The 21,716-nt window shown below is 31.9% G+C and carries 21 protein-coding genes; 14 read left to right on the forward strand and 7 right to left on the reverse strand.

What is annotated here, in order from left to right:
* Window position 1: 1 nt before the first annotated feature.
* The 4 genes from EQ921_RS00430 to rlmD all read right to left on the reverse strand — a co-directional run bounded on the left by EQ921_RS00430 (window position 2) and on the right by rlmD (window position 3,901).
* Window positions 2-1,309, reverse strand: coding sequence for a UDP-glucose/GDP-mannose dehydrogenase family protein (locus EQ921_RS00430; protein ID WP_128330156.1), 1,308 nt, complete (start codon window positions 1,307-1,309; stop codon window positions 2-4).
* A 55-nt stretch (window positions 1,310-1,364) separates the two neighbouring features.
* Complete coding sequence (locus EQ921_RS00435) at window positions 1,365-2,042, reverse strand: DUF6048 family protein (RefSeq protein WP_128330157.1); 678 nt, start codon at window positions 2,040-2,042, stop codon at window positions 1,365-1,367.
* Window positions 2,011-2,331 carry a DUF6452 family protein gene (locus EQ921_RS00440; protein ID WP_128330158.1) on the reverse strand — a complete coding sequence of 107 codons (321 nt, stop codon included), beginning with the start codon at window positions 2,329-2,331 and terminating at the stop codon, window positions 2,011-2,013. The genes EQ921_RS00435 and EQ921_RS00440 overlap by 32 nt, the downstream gene beginning before the upstream one ends.
* Window positions 2,332-2,494: 163 nt before the next feature.
* Entirely contained in the window at window positions 2,495-3,901 is a 1,407-nt protein-coding gene (rlmD, locus tag EQ921_RS00445) for a 23S rRNA (uracil(1939)-C(5))-methyltransferase RlmD (RefSeq protein WP_128330159.1), read from the reverse strand.
* A 167-nt stretch (window positions 3,902-4,068) separates the two neighbouring features.
* Between rlmD and EQ921_RS00450 the strand changes: the two genes are divergently transcribed.
* Window positions 4,069-5,253, forward strand: coding sequence for a pyridoxal phosphate-dependent aminotransferase (locus EQ921_RS00450; RefSeq protein WP_128150085.1), 1,185 nt, complete (start codon window positions 4,069-4,071; stop codon window positions 5,251-5,253).
* 103 nt (window positions 5,254-5,356) lie between these two features.
* Here EQ921_RS00450 and EQ921_RS00455 read toward each other — a convergent pair whose 3' ends face one another.
* Entirely contained in the window at window positions 5,357-5,683 is a 327-nt protein-coding gene (locus EQ921_RS00455) for a YegP family protein (RefSeq protein WP_128150087.1), read from the reverse strand.
* A gap of 214 nt (window positions 5,684-5,897) precedes the next feature.
* Window positions 5,898-6,689, reverse strand: coding sequence for an RNA methyltransferase (locus EQ921_RS00460; protein WP_128330160.1), 792 nt, complete (start codon window positions 6,687-6,689; stop codon window positions 5,898-5,900).
* Between the two features lie 81 nt (window positions 6,690-6,770).
* Between EQ921_RS00460 and EQ921_RS00465 the strand changes: the two genes are divergently transcribed.
* The 5 genes from EQ921_RS00465 (at window position 6,771) to EQ921_RS00485 (ending at window position 9,455) form a co-directional block, all read left to right on the forward strand.
* Window positions 6,771-7,217, forward strand: coding sequence for a ribonuclease domain-containing protein (locus EQ921_RS00465; protein ID WP_128330161.1), 447 nt, complete (start codon window positions 6,771-6,773; stop codon window positions 7,215-7,217).
* Window positions 7,214-7,489, forward strand: coding sequence for a barstar family protein (locus EQ921_RS00470; protein WP_128150093.1), 276 nt, complete (start codon window positions 7,214-7,216; stop codon window positions 7,487-7,489). Before EQ921_RS00465 ends, EQ921_RS00470 begins: the two co-directional genes overlap by 4 nt.
* A gap of 381 nt (window positions 7,490-7,870) precedes the next feature.
* Complete coding sequence (locus EQ921_RS00475; RefSeq protein WP_128330162.1) at window positions 7,871-8,593, forward strand: polyprenol monophosphomannose synthase; 723 nt, start codon at window positions 7,871-7,873, stop codon at window positions 8,591-8,593.
* A complete protein-coding gene (locus EQ921_RS00480) occupies window positions 8,590-8,973 on the forward strand; it encodes a DUF4296 domain-containing protein (protein ID WP_128150097.1) in 384 nt (127 codons plus the stop codon). Before EQ921_RS00475 ends, EQ921_RS00480 begins: the two co-directional genes overlap by 4 nt.
* On the forward strand, window positions 8,970-9,455 hold the full coding sequence (locus EQ921_RS00485; RefSeq protein WP_128330163.1) for a thioredoxin family protein: 486 nt from the start codon (window positions 8,970-8,972) through the stop codon (window positions 9,453-9,455). Before EQ921_RS00480 ends, EQ921_RS00485 begins: the two co-directional genes overlap by 4 nt.
* Before the next feature lies 1 nt (window position 9,456).
* On the opposite strand, the gene EQ921_RS00490 is transcribed toward EQ921_RS00485, so the two are convergent.
* Window positions 9,457-10,482: a metallophosphoesterase gene (locus EQ921_RS00490; RefSeq protein WP_128330164.1), complete on the reverse strand. Its 1,026-nt coding sequence runs from the start codon at window positions 10,480-10,482 to the stop codon at window positions 9,457-9,459.
* A 64-nt stretch (window positions 10,483-10,546) separates the two neighbouring features.
* On the opposite strand from EQ921_RS00490, the gene EQ921_RS00495 reads away from it, so the two are divergent.
* The 8 genes from EQ921_RS00495 to EQ921_RS00530 all read left to right on the forward strand — a co-directional run bounded on the left by EQ921_RS00495 (window position 10,547) and on the right by EQ921_RS00530 (window position 21,507).
* A complete protein-coding gene (locus tag EQ921_RS00495) occupies window positions 10,547-12,700 on the forward strand; it encodes a S9 family peptidase (RefSeq protein WP_128330165.1) in 2,154 nt (717 codons plus the stop codon).
* Window positions 12,701-12,719: 19 nt separating this feature from the next.
* Window positions 12,720-14,369, forward strand: a complete 1,650-nt coding sequence (locus EQ921_RS00500; RefSeq protein WP_128330166.1) for a peptide MFS transporter — start codon at window positions 12,720-12,722, stop codon at window positions 14,367-14,369.
* A gap of 93 nt (window positions 14,370-14,462) precedes the next feature.
* Window positions 14,463-16,130 carry a hypothetical protein gene (locus tag EQ921_RS00505; RefSeq protein WP_128150107.1) on the forward strand — a complete coding sequence of 556 codons (1,668 nt, stop codon included), beginning with the start codon at window positions 14,463-14,465 and terminating at the stop codon, window positions 16,128-16,130.
* A 42-nt stretch (window positions 16,131-16,172) separates the two neighbouring features.
* Window positions 16,173-17,129 carry a Gfo/Idh/MocA family protein gene (locus EQ921_RS00510; RefSeq protein WP_128330167.1) on the forward strand — a complete coding sequence of 319 codons (957 nt, stop codon included), beginning with the start codon at window positions 16,173-16,175 and terminating at the stop codon, window positions 17,127-17,129.
* Window positions 17,130-17,217: 88 nt separating this feature from the next.
* The gene (locus EQ921_RS00515; RefSeq protein WP_128330168.1) at window positions 17,218-17,556 is read left to right on the forward strand and encodes a CidA/LrgA family protein; all 339 of its coding nucleotides are present in this window, start codon (window positions 17,218-17,220) and stop codon (window positions 17,554-17,556) included.
* Window positions 17,553-18,266, forward strand: a complete 714-nt coding sequence (locus EQ921_RS00520; RefSeq protein ID WP_128330169.1) for an LrgB family protein — start codon at window positions 17,553-17,555, stop codon at window positions 18,264-18,266. Before EQ921_RS00515 ends, EQ921_RS00520 begins: the two co-directional genes overlap by 4 nt.
* Window positions 18,267-18,378: 112 nt before the next feature.
* Window positions 18,379-20,538, forward strand: a complete 2,160-nt coding sequence (rnr, locus tag EQ921_RS00525; protein ID WP_128330170.1) for a ribonuclease R — start codon at window positions 18,379-18,381, stop codon at window positions 20,536-20,538.
* A gap of 78 nt (window positions 20,539-20,616) precedes the next feature.
* Window positions 20,617-21,507, forward strand: coding sequence for a leucine-rich repeat domain-containing protein (locus EQ921_RS00530; RefSeq protein ID WP_128330171.1), 891 nt, complete (start codon window positions 20,617-20,619; stop codon window positions 21,505-21,507).
* The last annotated feature ends 209 nt before the right edge of the window (window positions 21,508-21,716 follow it).

A 21,716-nucleotide genomic window follows, 5' to 3' on the forward strand; every position in this document is an offset into this window, starting at 1 on the left:
ACTATTTAATTAATTTTCTGCCTATACTTTTATAATAAAAACCATGTGATGCCAATTCTTCCAGATTGTATAGGTTCCTACCGTCGAAAATAGCTTTGTTTTTCATTTTTTTTGTTAAAATATCAAAATGTGGATTTTTAAACTCTCCCCATTCGGTTACTACTACCAATGCTTCGGCATCTTCTACACATTCATACATGTTTTTTGCATAAGAAATCTTATTTCCCAACACTTTTTTCACATTTTCCATTGCTATAGAATCATACGCAATTACATTAGCTCCTTTACTCAACAGTTTTTCTATTATTTCCAATGACGATGCCTCTCTTATATCATCGGTGTTTTCTTTAAATGCTAAGCCCCAGATTGCAATTTTAGCTCCATTTAAATTTCCTAAATATTTTTCGATTTCAGGTACTAAGATAGTTTTTTGCTTTATATTTATTTCTTCAACTGATTCTAAAATCTTAAAATTATATCCTACTTCTTTACCACTTTTAATTAAAGCCTTAACATCTTTAGGAAAGCAACTTCCTCCATAGCCAATCCCTGGAAATAAAAAACGATTTCCTATTCGTTCATCAGAGCCCATTCCCATTCTGACTTTATCAACATCTGCTCCTACTTTCTCACAATAATTAGCTATTTCGTTCATAAAAGTGATCTTAGTCGCAAGAAAAGAATTGGAAGCATATTTGGTTAACTCTGAAGATTTTTCATCCATTTGAATTAACGTAACACCAATGTTTGTTAATGGCAAATATATACGATCCATTACCTCAAATGCTCGTTGAGAACTTGAACCCACAATTACTCTTTCCGGATTCATAAAATCTTCCACTGCATATCCTTCTCTTAAAAATTCAGGGTTTGATACAACGTCAAAAGGAATGCTGGTTTTAGACTTCATTATACTTTTAACTTTTTCAGAAGTTCCTACAGGAACAGTACTCTTATTTACAACTATTGTGTATTCTGTAATCAATTCTCCGATTTGGCCAGCTACATCCAACACATAAGATAAATCCGCAGAGCCATCTTCTCCCGGAGGAGTTGGAAGAGCTAAAAAGATCACATTCGAAACTTTAATTGCCTCACTTAAATTTGTGGTGAAAAATAATCTCTCTCCTCGTATATTTCTTAAGAAAACTTCTTCAAGCTGCGGTTCATAGATAGGCACACGACCTTTCTTCATCATTTCAACCTTTTCTTCATTAACATCAACACAGTGAACCGTATGCCCTAAATCTGCCAAACAGGTTCCTGAGACTAATCCCACATATCCTGTACCTACAATTGTAATATTCATATTAAAATATTTTACAAAAATATATTTAATTTATTAATTTTCAAATATTTAAAATCTAAAAAATTCGATAGCTTACTCCCCAGAATAAAGATATATTAGCATTTCCTTTATTTTTTCCATAGCCGGGAATAACCAAATTATCTATACCTTCCTGTTTATTAGAGAAAATAAGAAACTTAGGCCGAATCATAAAATCCAAATAAAAAGGAGATTGACCTAATTGTACTTTTGCACCAACTAAACCTTCAAACCACCCTGAACTTACATTTTTCTCAGGTAAGGAAGATGAACTAATTATTTGGGTCTGACCATCTGAATTTACTCCTTTAACAGGATATTGGTTAATTGTTTGTTTATAGGGAGAAAAAGCGAATCTTGCTCCTATGAAAAAGCCTTCTCCGGTATTTTCATAATTATTTGTAAGTATATAATTAACTCCAAATTCCGCAAAAACACCTTTAGCTGAAACGTCCCAGTCATTATATTTATAAATATTTTTTTCGTAACCTAGTTCTCCAACCGCTAACCATCTATTTTTTATTTTGTAGGAAATATATCCGCTAATGTTTTTTTTATCTGAAAAAAAACTAGCTATTGGATTAAACAAATCTACTCCTACAAACATTTGACGTTGCTTCGGAATAATAAAGGTTGAGTCTATTGTTGGTTGTTGTGAATAAGAGAAAACTCCTAGAAACAAGCTAATAAGTAACAAATAAGTTTTTCGATTCATTATGAATTTGTGAAGTGTTTGGAGTTATTCCTTTCATATTAACAGCTCTTGACAAATCATAGCTGACATTGTCAAATATGACTTTATAGCCACATGCTTTTGATATAAACTTTTGGCTTGTAATGTATTTTACAGTAATAATATCTTTATCTGTGTCAATAGTATTTTTCCTATTATAAAAATAAAAAACCGTTTGTTCTGCTTGACTGTTTAGCGGTAATCTAACACTATCTATACTTGCAAACTTATTTCCTCTGGTAACTATTCCGCCTGAACTTACTTCATCCACATATAGCGTATCTACAGTATAGCGACTTCCTAATGAATTTATAAATCCAATTGTTAACCTAGGTGTAACAGGTTTGTCGCATATATCATCATCCACGCAAGCATTAATAACAGTTATAAATAATAGGCAAAAACCTATAATATTTAGCCTTTTTATATACATTTTACTTCAATTTTAATAATGCAACACTTTCTACGTGATGCGTCTGTGGAAACATATCTACCGCCTGAACTTTGATAACTTCATATTTATCTCTCATTAGTTCCAAATCTCTAGCCTGTGTTGCTGAATTACAACTAACATAAACTAATTTTCTCGGACTTATTCTCAATATCGTTTCTACAACATTTTTATGCATACCATCTCTCGGAGGATCAGTGATTATTACATCCGGCCTTCCATTTTGTGAGATAAATTCATCAGTAAAAATCTCCTTCATATCTCCACAATAAAATGTACAGTTTGTAACCTCATTGTACTCTGCATTCATTTTTGCCGCTTCAATAGCTTCAGGTACAGCTTCAACTCCTATAACTTTTTTTGCTTTTCTGGAAACAAACTGAGCAATAGTTCCTGTACCTGTATATAGATCGTAAACGATTTCATCCCCATTTAATTCTGCAAAATCTCTTGTTATCTCATAAAGATTAACTGCTTGATTATAATTTGTTTGAAAAAAGGATTTAGGACCAATTTTAAATTTTAAACCTTCAATTTCTTCTGTGATATATCCATCTCCGGAATAAACCTGAACATCTAAATCGTAAATACTATCATTACCTTTAGGATTAATAGCATACATAACTGTTTTTACCTCAGGAAACTCTTCTTTTATAAATGAGAGAATTGCTTCTCTCTGTTCCTTTATTTCTTTAAAAAATTGAACTAAAATCAGAATCTCATTTTTAGAATTCGAGCGTATCATCAATGTGCGTAAAAAACCTTTCTGCTCTTTAATATCATAAAATTCCATTCCTTGTTCCAAGGCAAATTTTTTAACCTTATTACGAATAGTATTTGAAGGTTCCGCCTGTAAAAAACACTCTTTTAAATCAAGGACTTTACTCCATTGTTGAGGTATATGAAATCCTAAGGCATCTTTTTCCTGTATTTCATTACCAGACTGTATTTCTTCAAGAGTTAACCATCGGGCATTTGAAAAAGAAAATTCCATCTTATTACGATAGTTATACTGCTCTTTAGATGAACAGATAGGTAAGTAAGAAAAATCTTCTATTTTCCCTATTCTTGTTAGATTACCGTATACTTCTTTCTCTTTATACTCTAATTGTTTATCGTACGAGAGATTTTGCCATTTACAACCTCCACAAACTCCAAAATGCATACATTTTGGCTCTACTCGGTCATCAGAATACTTTAAAAAACTTACTATTTTTGCTTCAAAATAATTTTTCTTCGATTTAACTACCTGTACGTTAACTATATCACCAGGAACTGCATTGGAAACTAATACTGTTTTCCCTTCTTCTGTCCGGCCTATAGCCACACCTTTTGCACCAGCCGTAACCAGCTCTAGATTATCTATTTGAATATTTCTTTTTCTCCTCAAACCTAATAATTAAATAAGTTTACAAAAGTACATAAAAAATATATTCCTTAAAACACTTAACTTGTCTTGATAATGAATAGATTAAATAATTTTCTTAATCTCATAAAAAACTATTAATTTTTCGAAAAAATGCTGTAATTTTGAGTATTAAAAAAATAATCGCAACAATGAATCTATTATCAGATCGTATTAATCGTCTCAGTTATTCTCAAACTTTTGTAATGTCGAACAAAGCAAGAGAATTAAAAGCTCAAGGAGTTAATGTCATTAGTCTTACCTTAGGTGAACCTGATTATGATATCCCTGAATTTGTAAGGGAATCTGCTATAAAGGCTATTAATGATGGTGTAAAGTCATATACACCTGTACCCGGATATGCTGAGTTAAGAAAGGCTATCTCTGATAAGTTCAAACGCGATAACAATTTGGATTACAAACCGAATCAAATTATTGTTTCCAATGGAGGAAAACAATCAATCATCAATGTTTTATTATCCATCGTAAATGATGGAGATGAGGTAATTGTTCCTGCACCATACTGGGTTAGCTATTTCGAGATGGTTAAACTTGCCGGAGGAGAAAACGTGGTAGTTGACACTACCATTGATACAGATTTTAAAATAACTCCTGAACAGTTAGAAAAAGCTATTACTCCAAAAACCAAAGCTTTCTTATTCAGCTCACCATGTAACCCATCCGGAACTGTTTATACTAAAGATGAATTACATGCCTTGGCTAAAGTATTAGCAAAACACCCAAACATTATTATCATCTCAGATGAAATTTATGAATACATAAATTACGAAGGAAAACACGAAAGTATTGCTCAGTTCCCTGAAGTTTTTGAACAAACAGCCACCATTAACGGAGTATCCAAATCATATTCAATGACCGGGTGGAGAATCGGCTATATGGGCGCTCCGGCCTGGCTCACAGATGCTTGTGACAAGATACAGGGTCAAATGACTTCCGGTGCTAACTGTATCGCTCAAATGGCATCTATCACAGCTGTTGAAGCAGATCCTTCAGTAATCAATTATATGATTGATGGTTTTAAGAACAGAAGAGACTTAGTTTTTAATCTACTACAGGAAATTCCTGGAGTTAAGGTTAATAAGCCTGCTGGTGCATTTTATTTCTTCCCGGATATATCTTCATTTTTTGGAAAAACTATTCAAGGACACGAAATTAAGGATTCAGATGATTTTTCTCTTATGCTTTTAGAAAAAGCTCATGTTGCTACTGTTGGCGGAGTATCTTTCGGTGACAAAAATTGCATCCGTCTTTCTTACGCTGCTTCTGAAGAGGATCTGAAAGAGGCTGTTCGTAGAATTAAATCTGTTTTAGAATAAACAAATTTTAGTTTATTAAAATAAAAAACTGTGAAGATTAATCTTCACAGTTACTTTTTTTGTAAATACTCAAAAACCTAAAAATTTAGGCTTACACAATTAATTATTTTGATAAATCAACTGTTTCTGCCGTTGGTGCATTGTTCATCACTGATTTAACACCATTTTTAGCACTTGCTTCATTGTCATAAAGTTCGCTGGTTCCTACTATCTGGCCGTTACCTGCCTTTAAATTAAAGAACCATTTTTTGTTAGAACTCTGTTTCAATTCAAAACGATCTTCATTTTTAGAATTTCTTTTCACAGAGCTTACTCCTTTCTGACAGTTCGTTTTTTGAGTATATCCTTCGCTAGCAAGGATAATCTGTCCATTTTTGGCTTTAAGTCTAAAACGAAAAGCCCCTGATTTGTCTTTAAAAATTTCAAACATAGTGTACAAATTTTTAGTGTTACTTTATTAAGTCATTTAGTGTTATTTTTTTACATTATATTTTGTATTTTGAACTTTACATTAACAAAAACAAAATTAATGGACTTTTTCTTTGTCTAATTATTTTTTTCAACCACCTGTATCACTATAAATAAAGGACAAAAGTAATATATTTTTATGACATAATAAGTAAAAACACTTTAAAAAATCCCCTTTATGCCTTTTCTGGAGCAATTCTTTGCCGTTCTACCTCATAACTTATAATAGCTACTGCGTTGCTTACATTCAAGGAATCTATCTTCCCTTTCATAGGAATTAAAACATTTTTATCAATTCTTTCTCTCCAATAATCCGAAACTCCCTGATGCTCAGTACCAAATAGTATAGCACAGGAAGAAGCCAAATCCGCATTCTGAACACTAATCGATTGCTCATTCATAAAGGTTCCGTAGAGGTTTATTGATTTATTAGTAAGAAATGTGTAAACTTCTTCATTTGTTGCCGATATTACAGGTACATTGAAAAAGCTGCCAACAGATGAGCGTATGACATTAGGATTATAAATATCTGTTTTTTCTTCACATACGATTACCATATCTGCACCAAAAGCATCGGCAGTTCTGCATATAGCTCCTAAATTACCCGGCTTTTCAATTGATTCTATAACCAAGATAAACGGTGTTTCGGACATAGACATTTCAGGAAGCTTTTTTACTTCATACTCAAAAACTCCAATTATTCCTTCAGTAATCTTACGATATGCTAATTTATTATATACTGTAGCTGATACTTCATATAAAGGTACTGACTGAGGCAATTTTAATGAACTTTTAAATATTTCCGGCTGAATATAAAATTCTAAAGGTTGAAAATTATTTTCTAAAGCAAAAAAATTTTCCTGCCTGCCTTCTACTACAAATTTCCGCTGAGACTTTCTTTCCCGGCTCTTTTCAAGTAGTTTGACTAAATTTTTGATCTTTGGATTTTTATCGCTTTCAATATTCATGATGTACAATAAATTTGTCCAAAAATAAGAAACTTACTGATTTTTTGATAATTTTACTTCTTATTTTTATCTTTTTAACAAATGTTATTAAAAAAACAAACCCTAATTTATACAATTCTTTTTGGATTATTAATCATTACCGGCATTATATTCAGCTATAAAAATGCCAAACAACATGTTAATATACAACAATTTGACGTACAAGAATTAAGCTCTGAAAATGTTGTAGTTCCTTATATTCGTTTGCATCATTCTTTACCAACATATTATATAACAAAGAAAGAGGCAAGAAAATCAGGTTGGAAACCTGAACAGGGAAACCTGTGTAAAATTCTGCCAGGCAAAATTATTGGCGGAGATCTATTTACTAATAGAGAAAATAAACTTCCTTTTAAAAAAGGAAGAATTTGGTTTGAAGCTGACATTAATTATCAATGCAACCAAAGAGGAGCTGAACGGGTTATATTTTCATCTGATGGATTAATTTTCATAACTCATGATCACTATAAAACATTTGAAAAAAAATGAAAACAATCAATTTTGACTTTAATACTATCAGAAAATCTACTGATTTTTACTCTCAATTTAGAAATAAATTCGAGATAAATTCCGATTTCGTTAATAATCGAGACGGCTTATGGGATGCTTTAACCGGAATGATTGAATTACCTGTAAAAATTGAATTTCATAATCTCAATCTAACGTCTTTAGACAAATTCCAAAAACTGATATCTCTTTTCGAAGATGCTGAAGAGGAAACAGACGGGTTACTGGAATTTTCATATTTTATAGATAAGTAAAAATCTCTGTGTATAAATTTGTACTTTTGTTTCTATAAATGAATAATGAGAAGTTTGTTTTTTCAACAATTCGTATGGCTATTAGTCAATTATATGAAAATAGCCGGTTCCAAAATATGTATTGGGACCAAAGACTCATTTGTTGAAATTCATTCCTGTTCTCATTTAAAGAGTACGTTTAATTTTTTGTTTGAAAGTATACTAACCTCATTTTTCACACGTTTTAGAAGCTTATCAGTAATGAACTATAACTATTCAAAGCACATATTAACTTCTTCTTTATTTATGTTACTAACAATTGAAACTATTTGTATAATGGTTATATTGATGGTAAATCCGCACACAAAAATTAATTTTTAAAATAATATATTAATATAAATAATGACAAACAAATTAGTCATCATACCTACTTACAACGAAAAAGAAAATATTCAGGATATTATTTTAAAAGTTCTAAACCTTGAAAACACATTTCATGTTTTAGTAGTTGATGATTCTTCTCCGGACGGTACCGGAGCTATAGTAAAAAAACTACAATCCCAATATCCGGAACAACTATTTCTGGAGGAAAGAAAAGCAAAAGACGGATTAGGCCGGGCGTATATTCACGGATTTAAATGGGCGTTATCAAATGGATATGATTATATCTTTGAAATGGATGCAGACTTTTCTCATAATCCTGAAGATATACCCCGTTTATATGAGGCTTGTTTAAATGGTGCTGATATGGCTGTAGGATCCAGATACTCTCAAGGTGTAAATGTAGTCAACTGGCCCATGAATCGGGTTTTACTTTCTTTTTTTGCATCAAAGTATGTACGAATGGTAACAGGTCTCCCAGTACATGATTCAACCGCTGGATTTATTTGTTTTACGAGAAAGGTATTAGAATCTTTACCTTTAGATAAGGTGAAATTGGTTGGATACGGGTTTCAAATCGAAATGAAATTCAGAACCTATTGCAAAAAATTTAAAATTGTAGAAGTACCCATTATTTTTACTGATAGAACTAAAGGAGAATCTAAAATGAGCGGTGCAATTATTAGCGAAGCAGTTTTTGGAGTGATAAAGATGAAAATAATGGCTTTAACAGGAAAATTATGAAACAGATATTAATCACTTTATTTTTTTTGTGCGTTTTATCCTCTTGCCAGCATGCATTGGATAAACCTGAAGATCTATTATCTAAGGAGGAAATGGTTGATATAATGACGGATATTTACCTTTATAAACAAACCCCTGCGGAGCTTCCATTAAATGATGAAATAGCTTCTGATACTTATATTGCTATTTTTAAAAAATATAAAATATCAAAAGAAACTTTCCAACAAAGTTTTAGTTACTACTATTCCAATATTGAAGATATGCAACACATATATGACCGAGTCATAAAAAATTTAAAAAATAAATTACCTTCAAAACAATTAGACATTTTAAATGCTGAAGAAAAAGCTGAAAGCGAAGACAAAAAAATGAAAAAATGAAAAAAATTTGGATTATCTTTTTATTTATAATTTCTCAGCTGGTACATTCTCAAGTTAAAAAATTATACAGTCCTTTGGAAAATGCTGAGCAAAAAATTGACTCACTATTGTCTGTGGCTCAAAAAGAAAATAAATTTGTACTTATACAAATAGGCGGAAACTGGTGCCAATGGTGTTTAAGATTCCACCAACTTATTAAAGAGACTCCGGAAATTCAAAATATCATAAACAAAAATTTTTTAGTGTATAATCTTAATTATTCAAAAGAAAATAAAAATGAAGAATTGTTGACTAAATATGAATTTCCGCAAAGGTTTGGATTTCCTGTATTTGTAATACTTAATCAGAACGGAGTAAAAATACATACGCAACAATCGGATTATTTAGAAAATGGAGAAAATGGATATAACATAGAGCGTGTTAAAAATTTTTTAGAACAATGGTCTCCTATAATGCTTGATTCTAAAACTTATCAAAAATAATTTAGAACTTATTAATCGCAAGATTCATCTGTTGCATAATAAAATTCTTGAGCATTTCTATTTTTTCAGGACTATCATAAACATCTATCATGTCTCGGGCACTCAATCTTCTTTTTTTAAACTTGGTTAAAAGCAGGTTAAGTTCATCTGAAAGCAATAAACTTGAATAATTAAAATTATCTTTCTCCATCTTACAGAAAATTTTATATATCTCAATGAATAGTTCAGGATAAAGTTGTTTTAGTTTTTCACTCCAATGCTTTATTTCATTTAAATATTCTTTAACCTCCTCATTTTCAATTTGCTCATATTTTTTCAGTTGTTTTTTTATACTAGCAAATGTCATAGTTTTCCAATTTTTTGTTTTCAATACCGATACTTGATAATGATCTTGTTTGATCGTACGACTTATTCCTGATTTTACCTGAAAAAAATAATATGAACCTAATTCTAATGCTGTTAAATATCCACCGTGGCTAGCTCCAGTATCAATACCATAAGTATTATTTTTAATTTTTGGGGAGGTTCCCACTACCCGATGTCCATAAATTACTGATTTTGTACCTTTATAATAATCTCTCCAGCTTTTTTTTTCTGAGTATTTCTTACTTAAATATTTTTCACCAGACTCAGTTCCACACAAAACATTATTTTTTTGTTCCGTAAGTTGCTTATCATGTTCTAAAGAAGCATGAACTATTATCGCATCAGTAGTCTCAATATAGTAGGGCAGCCTATTTATCCAGTCTATAAATTCATCATATAAATCTCCAAACTGCAAACGAACTATTTCCTGAGAATAACTTAAAATTCCCTTTAAATGCTTTTTTTCATGATTCCCCATAACTACATAGGAATTGGGCCTATCCCTAAAAAATTGATACACTTCTTTAGACTTCATACCTCTGTCTACAATATCTCCAACAGAAATTAATATATCATCTTCAGTAAGATTTATCTTATTCAGAAGATCCTGCAATTCATCATAACAACCGTGGATATCCCCCACAACAAAGGTCCTAGACATATTTTATTTATTGTTATATTCAGTACATCAAATTTACTAACTTTGAAATTCAAAAATTCAAGCAATGAAATTTCATTTACAATCTAAGCCTATCTCATTAATTATTGGCCTTTTTTTTATTTTTTTTATTAATAGCCTGGCTTATTCCCAAACTATTACATTAGAAGAAATTTGGAGTGGACGTTTTCTTCCTAAGTCTATTTCTGGTATTACATCTATGAAAAGTGGCAAACACTATACGGTTTTAACTCAACAAGGAATTGAAAAGCACTCTTATGAAAATTTTCAAAAAATGGAAGACTTGGTTCAGGGAAGATTTACTGACTACCAGTTTAGCCCTGATGAAAAATATCTTTTATTGGAAATGGAAGCTGCTCCGGTTTACAGGCATTCCAAACTAGGAGTATATCAATTATATGACATTAAAAATAAACACTATTTTAAAATAAATAACAATCAACCTATCCAAGAACCTTTATTTTCACCGGATGGATCGAAAATCGCATTTGTCTTTGATAACAATTTATACTACCAGGAAATTCCTTCATTAAAAATAACACAAGTGACTACTGATGGTATAAAAAATCAAATTATTAACGGTATTTCAGATTGGGTATATGAAGAAGAACTAGGGTTTGTACGAAATTTTGAATGGTCTCCGGACGGTAAAACCTTAGCGTTTGTGCGCTTTGATGAATCTAAAGTTAAGGAGGTGGATTTACCTATGTATGGTAAAAATCTTTATCCGCAACATTTGATTTTTAAATACCCTAAAGCCGGTGAAGAAAATTCTTTGGTAACTCTTCACTCCTATCATTTGGAAAGCGGAGAAACATCTGCCATCGACCTTTCAACAGTCGAAAAATATTATATAGTTAAAATCAGATTTGCTCCTGACGGAAGCCTGATAACGTTAACCTCTAACCGACTTCAAAATAAAGTAGACGTGTCTCGTATTAATGTTATAGATGGCTCAATAAAAAAATTACTATCTGAAACATCCCGTACATGGATTGAAACTGATAATATTTTCCTTTATTTACTTTCTAATGGAAATTTTGTCATGAATTCCGAAAAAAACGGATTTAACCATTTATACTTATATGATAAAAACGGAAAACAGCTTAACCAGATAACCAAAGGGAACTGGGAGGTTACGGAAGTATATGGATTAGACGAACATAAACAAAAAATCTACTTTCAATCTACCGAAAAGGGCTCTACCAACAAAGTAATAGGTACTTCGGAAATAACAACGGGAAAACATCATCTTATAACACAGGAAAATGGCGTTCATAATGCAGAATTCAGTTCCGATTATTCCTATTTTATTGATAAATTCAGCACAGCAAACACTCCTCCGGTTTATACTTTAAGAGATCAAAACGGTAAAATTCTAAAAACACTTGAAGATAACTCTTCATTACTATCATACATTATAAAAAAAGAAATCAGATTACAAGAATTTTTTACACTTCCTAACGGAAAAGGAGAACCACTAAATGCATATATTATAAAGCCAAAAAACTTTGATCCTCAAAAAAAATATCCCGTACTCATGTATGTTTATGGAGGTCCGGGACATCAAACCGTTACAAACTCGTGGGATTCATTTAACTACTGGTGGTTTCAAATGCTTGCTCAACAAGGATATATCGTCGTTTCTGTTGATGGAAAAGGGACTGGAGGAAAAGGAGAAGCTTTTAAAAAAGCTACTTATAAACAATTAGGAAAATTAGAACTGGAAGATCAACTGGCTGCGGCTCAATGGCTGAAAGCTCAAACATACATAGATGAAAACCGGGTAGGAATCTGGGGATGGAGTTTTGGAGGGTATTTAACTTCTCTATGTATGACCAAAGGGAACGGAACTTTTAAAATGGGTATTGCGGTCGCTCCTGTAACCAACTGGAGATTTTACGATACCATTTATACTGAACGTTTTCTTCAAACACCTCAGGAAAATTCAAAAGGATACGATGAAAATTCGCCTATAAACTATGCTAAAGAATTAAAAGGCAACTATCTGATTATCCATGGTACCGCTGATGATAATGTTCACTTGCAAAATTCAGTAGAAATGATTGAAGCTTTGGTTCAGGAAGGTAAACAATTTGACATGGCTATTTACCCGGATAAAAATCACGGAATCTATGGGGGTAAAACCCGTTATCAGCTTTACCAAAAAATGACTAATTATATCAAAACCAATTTATAGTATTCAAAAATATGTAACGATGGAAAAGCACCCGAAAGGCCTATATTTTTTATTTTTCACAGAAATGTGGGAACGATTCGGATATTATCTAATGCTGGGAATATTTGTTCTGTATATGATTGATGCGGATACAGGAGGATTGGCTTTTGGAGATAAAATTTCTTATGATATTTTCGGTTCTTTTATAGCCCTTACCTATTTAACTCCTTTTTTAGGAGGATTTTTAGCTGATAGAATACTGGGCTATATAAAAGCTACATATTTAGGAGGTACATTGATGGGGTTAGGATATATTAGCTTAGCTTTTTCCTCATCGAACCTTATTTTTTTCTATGTAGCCATTGCATTAATTGTAGTTGGCAATGGTTTCTTTAAACCAAGCATATCTACTCTTTTAGGGAATTTGTATTCTGAAAAACAATATAAACCTCATAAAGATGCCGGATACAATTTATTTTATATGGGAATTAATATCGGAGCTTTTATTTGCAACTTTATTGCTGCATTTATGCGCAACCAATATGGCTGGGGATTTGCATTTGCTACTGCAGGAATAGGTATGTTTGTCGGATTACTAATTTTTACAACAGGTATCAGTCATTTTAAGCATGCCAACCTTATAAAGCCTAAACAAAAAGAAGACGTAGGTATCTCACAGGTTTTAATCTTCGTTTTTCTTCCTGCTATAGTATTTGGTGCTTTAGGCTGGTTTATTCCCGGCAACCTATTTGGCAGTAATAGTACTGATGCATTTATTTTTGCAACTATTCCTATTATTATCTTTTACCTTTCACTCTATTTCCGCGCAAACAAACAGGATAAAAAACCTATTGCTGCTTTATTAACCGTTTTTGCTGTGTGCATGGTATTCTGGGCTGTTTTTAAACAAAATGGAACTGCACTTACCAATTGGGCAAAATACTATACTGAACGCTCCGTTTCTTCATCTTTTGAAAAACCTTTAGAAACCCTTAAGCAGGTTGAAAAAGTTACATATCAAACAGAAAAGGTTACTCAATATGATGATCAATACAGAGTTATAAAAGATCGTCAGGGAAACGTTAGTAAAAAAGAAGGAAAAGATATTTATTTCCGTAATATGGATAAAGATAAGCTTCCCGCAGAGGGGCAATCTGTATACCTAATTAATCCTGAATTATTTCAATCCATTAACCCTGGCTGGGTTATAATCCTAACCCCTCTTCTTATAGGCTTTTTTACTTTTTTAAGAAAGAGAAAAAAAGAACCTTCAACTCCAACTAAGATGACTCTGGGACTTTTTATTTCCGGACTTTCCTGTTTAGTAATGGCTACAGCAGTATATGTTGGTAATAACGGAGAAGTAAAAGTCTCTCCCTTATGGCTGGTTATTTCTTATGGTGTGATAACCGTAGGCGAACTTTGTCTTAGCCCTATGGGATTATCTCTGGTTTCTAAACTATCGCCCCCTAGAATTACTGCATTAATGATGGGAGGGTATTTTTTATCTAATTCAATAGGAAACAAACTTTCAGGTATTTTAGCTGGTATGTGGTATGACTATGAAGATAAAACTAACTTTTTTCTTGTCAATTTCTTATTACTTACTATTTCATTTTTAATAGGACTTGCCTTGTTAAAATGGCTAAACAAAATAATGAAAGAGACGGAAAACCAAACAGTTTCTTAGTCCTTATTTCTTTCTGTGAATAATTCGTTAAGACTTATTAATTTTTTATAATAACCAAGAGGAAAGTGCTATATTTGTTAAAATTTAAATAAAATGGCAATTTCTAAAGCAAGAGAATCGACGGATATAATTGAGAGACTATACATAACTATGCGCCATCTGTTTAACAGAGGAGGCTTTAAACCTACCGGAACTTCCGGTCTTGAATTAAGAAATTATCTTTTAAAATTAAATCCAGAAATTTACGGATCTATTGCAGATCCTGAAAAAGTGGAACTCAATGGCCTGATGTATGTTTTGGATAGACTTCCGCAAGGTATTGAAGAATGTTCTTTTATTTTTCTTACTTCAAATGAAGGGTTAGATAAATCCTCGTTCACTCCTATATATCCTAAAAAAAGAAGAAGAACCTGTTATCGGGTTGACGAGCATCAAATGAATATTGAGCTACTTTTAGGTAGATCAGAAATATATGATATTCTTACTCACCTCACTTTCTTATATAACGAAGCAGACAAAATACGAAGGAGAACCCATGACTTTAATGGCAAAGCAGGGAGAATATGGGGTTCTTTGGAAAAAACAGCTTTAAGCTCAGAACCTTTAAAACGTAAAGAGCGCGAAATTATCCTTTCACATATATCAACCGTGTTAGGAAGAAGCTTTGATGAAGTTGTATCTGCCTATAAAAACTTTCAGGAAGCTAATGATCCTGACCGATTTATAAAAATTATTTATAACCTTGGTAAGGTTAGTAAAGAAGATTTTTCAAACCTGAGAAGAAGAGAAATTTTTTTCAGCTCAATTTTAAAAGAAAGAGTAGGACACCATTTATTTGGAGATAAATGGGCAGAAAGTGTTAAAAAAACTCTTATCAAGAATAAACTTCAGGACAAAAAAATTCATATTATAAGTTCTAATATGCATAGTGTTTGTAACATGTTATATGCATTTGAAGCCTTAGGTAAAAAACACGTTATTTCAGAAGAACTTAAATTATACGAGGAAATAAGTAAAAAATCTGAACTTGCAGATACCGTTAAACAACATGCACTGGATAACGGAATGATTTACATGAAGGATACCAGTGGTTCAAATATTGATTTTCAGATTTTTGATCTTTCAAAAGTCAATTTAAAAAATTCTACCTTCAAAGACATCAAGAGTTTGAATAAAGAGGATATTCTGATTGTTTTTGATTATGCTTTTGGTGAGCAGGCTTTTGAGATTATGGATGAATTATTACGTCCTATTGAAACCAATAAGCAAAAAATCAATCTTAATGTTGATTCCATTTCAATTTTAGGTAAAGCAGGAATTCTTGTAGGAGATAAAGGAGACATTATGATTCCAGACGCTCATATCTTTGAAGGAACGGCAGATAATTACCCTTTGCATAACGAATTAGATTTGAAAGATTTTGAAGGATATAATGTTAAAGCTTATAAAGGAGCCATGATAACGGTTTTAGGTACATCCTTACAAAATAAAGATGTCCTTACGTACTTTATGGAAACTTCATGGAAAGCCATTGGACTGGAAATGGAAGGTGCCCACTACCAAAAAGCCATACAGGTAGCTTCAAAAATACGACACCATATTACAGAAAACGTAAAGCTGAGATATGCTTATTATGCTTCTGACAATCCTTTGGAAACAGGAAGCACATTAGCTTCCGGAGGTTTAGGATTAACCGGTGTAAAACCTACCTATTTGATAACTCAAAAAATTCTTGAACAAATTCTTACAATAAAAAAATAATTTGTTTTACTGCCTCTCTAACCAGTTAACACCAAATTACAATTGACCGAAAATAGTTTAAAAATAGCCTTAGTTGGTTTTGGACATATAGGTAAACTACATAAAAAAGTAATTTCTTTAAATAAAAATTTAACTCTTGTTGCCATCGTGGATATCGATGGCAATGAAGAGGATTTTCCTTTATTTAAAGATATCGAACAATGTCATCTTCAATTCCCCGATGTTGATTTGTATGTTATTGCTACTCCTAACTCTTTACACTATGAACAGGCAAAAAAAATACTGGAGTTAAATAAAAATGTGCTGGTTGAAAAACCTGTTTCTTTACACAAGGAACAAGTGGAATCTCTGGTATCTTTAGCCGAAAAAAATCAAGTACGTATATTTTCTTCTCTTCAATTACGTTTTAACCCTTATGTTCAGTACATTAAAAGGCTTTTAAATACAACATCTTTAGGAGAAATCTATATGGTTCATGTAGAATGCTTTTGGAACCGTAATCAAGAATATTATGAAAACAGTACATGGCATGGGAGTAAAAATATTGATGGGGGAGTTCTGTTCACTCAATTTTCACATTTTATAGATATTATTCATTATCTTTTTGGCAATCTTAAGCTTACAAGCGGCATAAGTAATAATTATGCACACAAAAACAGTACTGAGTTTCCTGATAGCGGTATTCTTCAATTTAAAACTCAATCTGCATTAGGCAGCATGATTTATACCATTTCAACTTTTGAAAAAAATTTCGATTCATCCATCACCCTTATTGCTGAAAAAGGAACTATAAAAATAGGTGGACAGTACATGGATCAACTTCTTTTTCATAATGTTGAAGCCTTGGAAAAACCAGAAATTCACATCAAAGATAACTTGTATCATAAAAATCTATATCAGAATATTTTAATTTCTTTAAAGGAGAAATTACCTTCAATAGTTGATGCTGAAAATTCCATTGATGTGATTGACTTTATTGAAAAATCCTCTGCTTACTAAAAAATTTTATCTGCATTTAATTAAGTAAATCTTTTATTTTTTATAAAAAAAATCATGTCTGCCTTATTTTATGAAGTAATTTTACATCATGAAATTAATCTCGCAATTAGGAATTATTCTATTACTATATTTCATCGGAGAATTAATAGTTTATTATCTGCAACTAAAAATTCCCGGAAGTATTTTAGGTATGCTGCTTTTACTAGTCTCTTTACAATTGCATATCATTAAAATTGAAGACATTAAAGACGTTGCAACTTTTTTCCTGAATAATATGCTTATATTATTCATCCCGCTAGGTGTTGGCTTAGCTTCCCAATGGAATCTAATTTCAAAAGAATGGTTCTCTATACTCGTATCTGTTTTTATAAGTACTTTTATAGTATTGCTGTGTGTAAGTTTAATTATAAAAAGAAAAAAAGAATGAGTCCTTTTTTTGATACTCCACTATTTCATTTAATGATCACTTTACTGGTATTCTGGTTATCAACACTGTTATATAATAAGTTCAAACTTAAAATACTCCATCCCGGCATTATTTCTATCCTGATATTAATCTTATACCTAAAAACCACTAATACTCCCTTTGAAGATTACACCCAAAATACCTCTCTGATTACGTTTTGGCTGGGGCCCTCAGTAGTAGCTTTGGGATTACCTTTATACTTATATATAAAACACCTGAAAGGAAGCTATCTAAGGGTATTTACTGCTATGGTGTCCGGTAGTATTGTTGGAATAGTCTCAGTCATTGTAATTGCAAAACTACTGGGAGCATCCGATGTAATTGCCTATTCGTTATGTCCCAAATCAGTAACAACCCCTATCGCTATGGAAATTTCCAAAGGGTTAGGAGGAATACCTTCATTAACTATAGCCATTGTTTTTATAACTGGTTTTACAGGTGCCCTATTTGGTTGTGGATTTCTTAAAGCGATAGGTATTAAGGATAAAAAAGCGATAGGTATTGCAATGGGTACTGCAGCTCACGCAGTGGGTACCGCAGAAGTAGTGAAAAACGGAGAAGAGCTGGGTGCTTACAGTGCTCTGGGAATGGCTTTAAACGGAGTTTTAACAGCTATTTTTGCTCCTTTGATTGCTCCAATGCTTATAAACTGGTTAAATTCTTTATTCTAACGCTTTTTGGTTAACTTTTTGCTATAAATCAATAAAGTATAAAGTTTAATATAAATTTATATTATCTTTACAAAAGATAATGCCTTTGTAAGGCTTGACAGATTGACAAATTATGACGAAAAAAAAGAATAAAATCCCATCCAAACACAAAGCGAAACTTCGGGATTTAACCAGGGAAATTCTCTCATTATTTATGAGAAACCCTAACAAACAATACAATTATAAACAAATTGCCTCAGCTTTAGATCAAAAGAATCCAAGACAAAGAGAACTAATTATACAGGGGCTCCAAAAGCTGGTAACAGAAAAACAGCTTCTAGAAGTCAAAACAGGAAAGTATCAGATTAATTTCCAAAAAGAAACTTTAACGGGGAAAATTGATTTCAGCCAGAATGGAAATGCCTATTTAGTAGTTGAAGGATTAGAAAAAGATATTTTCATACCTAAAGGAAAAACCGGGAAATCACTTCAGAATGATATAGTCAGAGTTTTGGTTCATCAGTTTAAAAACCGAAAACCAGAAGCTGAAGTTACAGAAATCATTGAGCGGTTTAAAACTCAGTTCGTCGGAAAGCTAGAATACTCTTCCAATAAGAATTTTGGGTTTGTTGTGGTAAATAAGCATTCCTTACATACCGATATATTTATACCTAAAGAAAAATTTAACGGAGCAAAAGACGGTCAGATAGTATTGGTCGAGTTTATGGACTGGCCCGATAAGGCCGACAGTCCTACAGGTAAAATTATTGAAGTGTTAGGTGATCCCGGTGATAATGAAACCGAGATTCATGCTATACTGGCAGATTATGGACTTCCTTATGAATTTCCTGTGGAAGTTGAAAGAGAGGCTGAAGAACTGGATATAAGAATCACGAAAGAAGAAGTGGCTAAAAGAAGGGATATGCGTAAAATTACAACATTTACTATTGACCCGACTGATGCTAAGGATTTTGATGATGCACTATCCATTGAAAAGCTGGAAAATGGTAATTGGGAAATAGGAATTCATATTGCCGACGTTTCTCATTATGTAAAACCTGGCACTTTATTAGATAAAGAAGCTTATTCCAGAGCCACCTCTGTGTATCTTGTAGATCGTGTGGTTCCCATGCTTCCTGAAGTTTTAAGTAACAATGTATGCTCTCTTCGTCCTAATGAAGATAAGTATACATTTTCAGCCGTTTTTGAATTGGATGAAAATGCCAATGTGATAAAGCAATGGTTTGGAAGGACAGTAACCCATTCCGATCGCAGATTTACTTACGAAGAAGCACAGCAGATTATTGAAGATAGAAAAGGGGATTTTGCAGAAGAAATTCTGATCCTTGATCAATTAGCTAAAACTCTTCGTGAAAAAAGACTTAAAGACGGTGCGATTTCATTTGATAAAATTGAAGTCAAATTTAATTTGGATGAAAATAAAAATCCAGTAGGCGTCTTTTTTAAAATTAGTAAAGACAGTAATCATCTCATTGAGGAATTTATGTTGCTTGCCAACAAAAAGGTTTCTGAATTTGTAAGTACTAACAAAAAAGGTAACCCTAGCGGTAGAACATTCATTTACAGAATTCACGATGATCCGGATCCTGTTAAGCTGTTATCACTTAAACAGTTTGTAAACACTTTGGGGTACGATATTAATATAACTAATAAAAAGAAGACATATCTCACTATAAATAAACTTTTAACGGATGTAAAAGGCAAAGGGGAAGAAAATATGATTGAAACACTGGCCGTAAGAACCATGTCCAAGGCTAAATATTCTACGGAAAATATAGGTCATTATGGATTGGCTTTCGATTATTACAGCCATTTTACCTCGCCTATCAGAAGATATCCCGACGTAATTGCACATCGATTATTACAGGATTTTCTGGATAAAAAACCTTCCGCTAATCAGGAACATATTGAAGAAATGGCGAAACATTCCAGCGAAATGGAAAAGTTAGCATCTGATGCAGAAAGAGATAGTATTAAATACATGCAGGTCAAATTTATGGAACAGCATGTCGGAGAAAGTTTTGCCGGAGTTATTTCGGGAGTTACCGATTTTGGTATTTATGTTGAAATTCGCGAATTTGGTGCAGAAGGCTTAATTAGACTTCGAGATATTAGAGATGATGATTATCGATATGACGAAAAAACATATTCTATTACCGGCCAACGTACCGGAACACAATATCAGTTAGGTGATACAGTACATGTAAAAGTAACTAAAGCTAATCTTGAAAGAAAACAATTGGATTTTGAACTTGTAGATACTAGTTTATAATCGATAAATCAATTATATAAAAACCCTAAAATCTAAATTGGTTTTTAGGGTTTTTATAATTTAAATTAATTACTTTTTATGAAAAAATTACTCCTTTTGTTTATATTATATATCTCTAAATTATCTGCCCAAGATTATGGTGAAGCAATAGTTAGATATCAAAGAAATGAAAATGGTTATTTCACACAACTGGAATACGCCTTAAACGACAGAGAAAAGGTAAAACAACTAAGTATACAAAAAAATGATGCTGATGATTTTTTAACCAATTCTGAGCTATCTTTTCCTAATCTTGAAGTTCTTAATATTAGTTTTATAAGTGTAGCTAATTTTCAAAGTCTGAAAAATAATCCAAAACTTAAAGAAATTTTTATTAGTTATTCTTGGAGCACTATATCATTACCTGAGGACATAACTACCTCTCCTCAATTGGAAATCGTTTCATTTACTGACACTTTTTTAAAGAGTTTGCCTAACTCATTTTTTTTCAATACTTCTGTAAAAGAAGTTTGTTTAAAAAAAAATGTTCTAACTCTGATCCCGGAAATTCCTAAAAATAATAATTTACATTACTTATCAATAACTTCAAACACAATTAATAAACTACCTTCCAGTATAATAAACTTACAAAAGCTTCTAACTTTAAATTTAAAAAATTGCCTTTTCACCGAATTTCCGCTAGAAATACTTAAACTAAAAAATATTCAAACACTGGATTTAAGTTTTAATCCTATTTCTTACATTCCTGAAAAGTTATCCGAATTATCTTCATTAGAAAGATTATATTTAATCAGAACCCAAATAAAGGAATTTCCTGAGTCTATGAAAAACAGTTCACTAAAACAAGTTTATATGAGTGATGATTACCTTACTGAAAAGCAAAAGGACAATATAATAAAAAATCTTCCTTCAGATTGTATTATAGAATGGACAGATACTCTGAATTATACTACTAGGCCCGGATGTTAATTATTTAAATATTTTTATAACACTATTAGCTATATCCATTATATTCAGAGGAATACTAAAACCATGCAAAAGATAACCTTACTTTCTACTGTAAAGTAGTCGATTCCGTATTTATAACAATTTTTATGCAAATGCTTATAAAACTGATATCTGTATGGTTAAAAATAATATCAAAAATTGGTCAGTAATTTTCTCTTTCTACTGAAAAA

The organism is Apibacter sp. HY039 (genome assembly GCF_004023655.1).
GTDB lineage: Bacteria > Bacteroidota > Bacteroidia > Flavobacteriales > Weeksellaceae > Apibacter > Apibacter raozihei.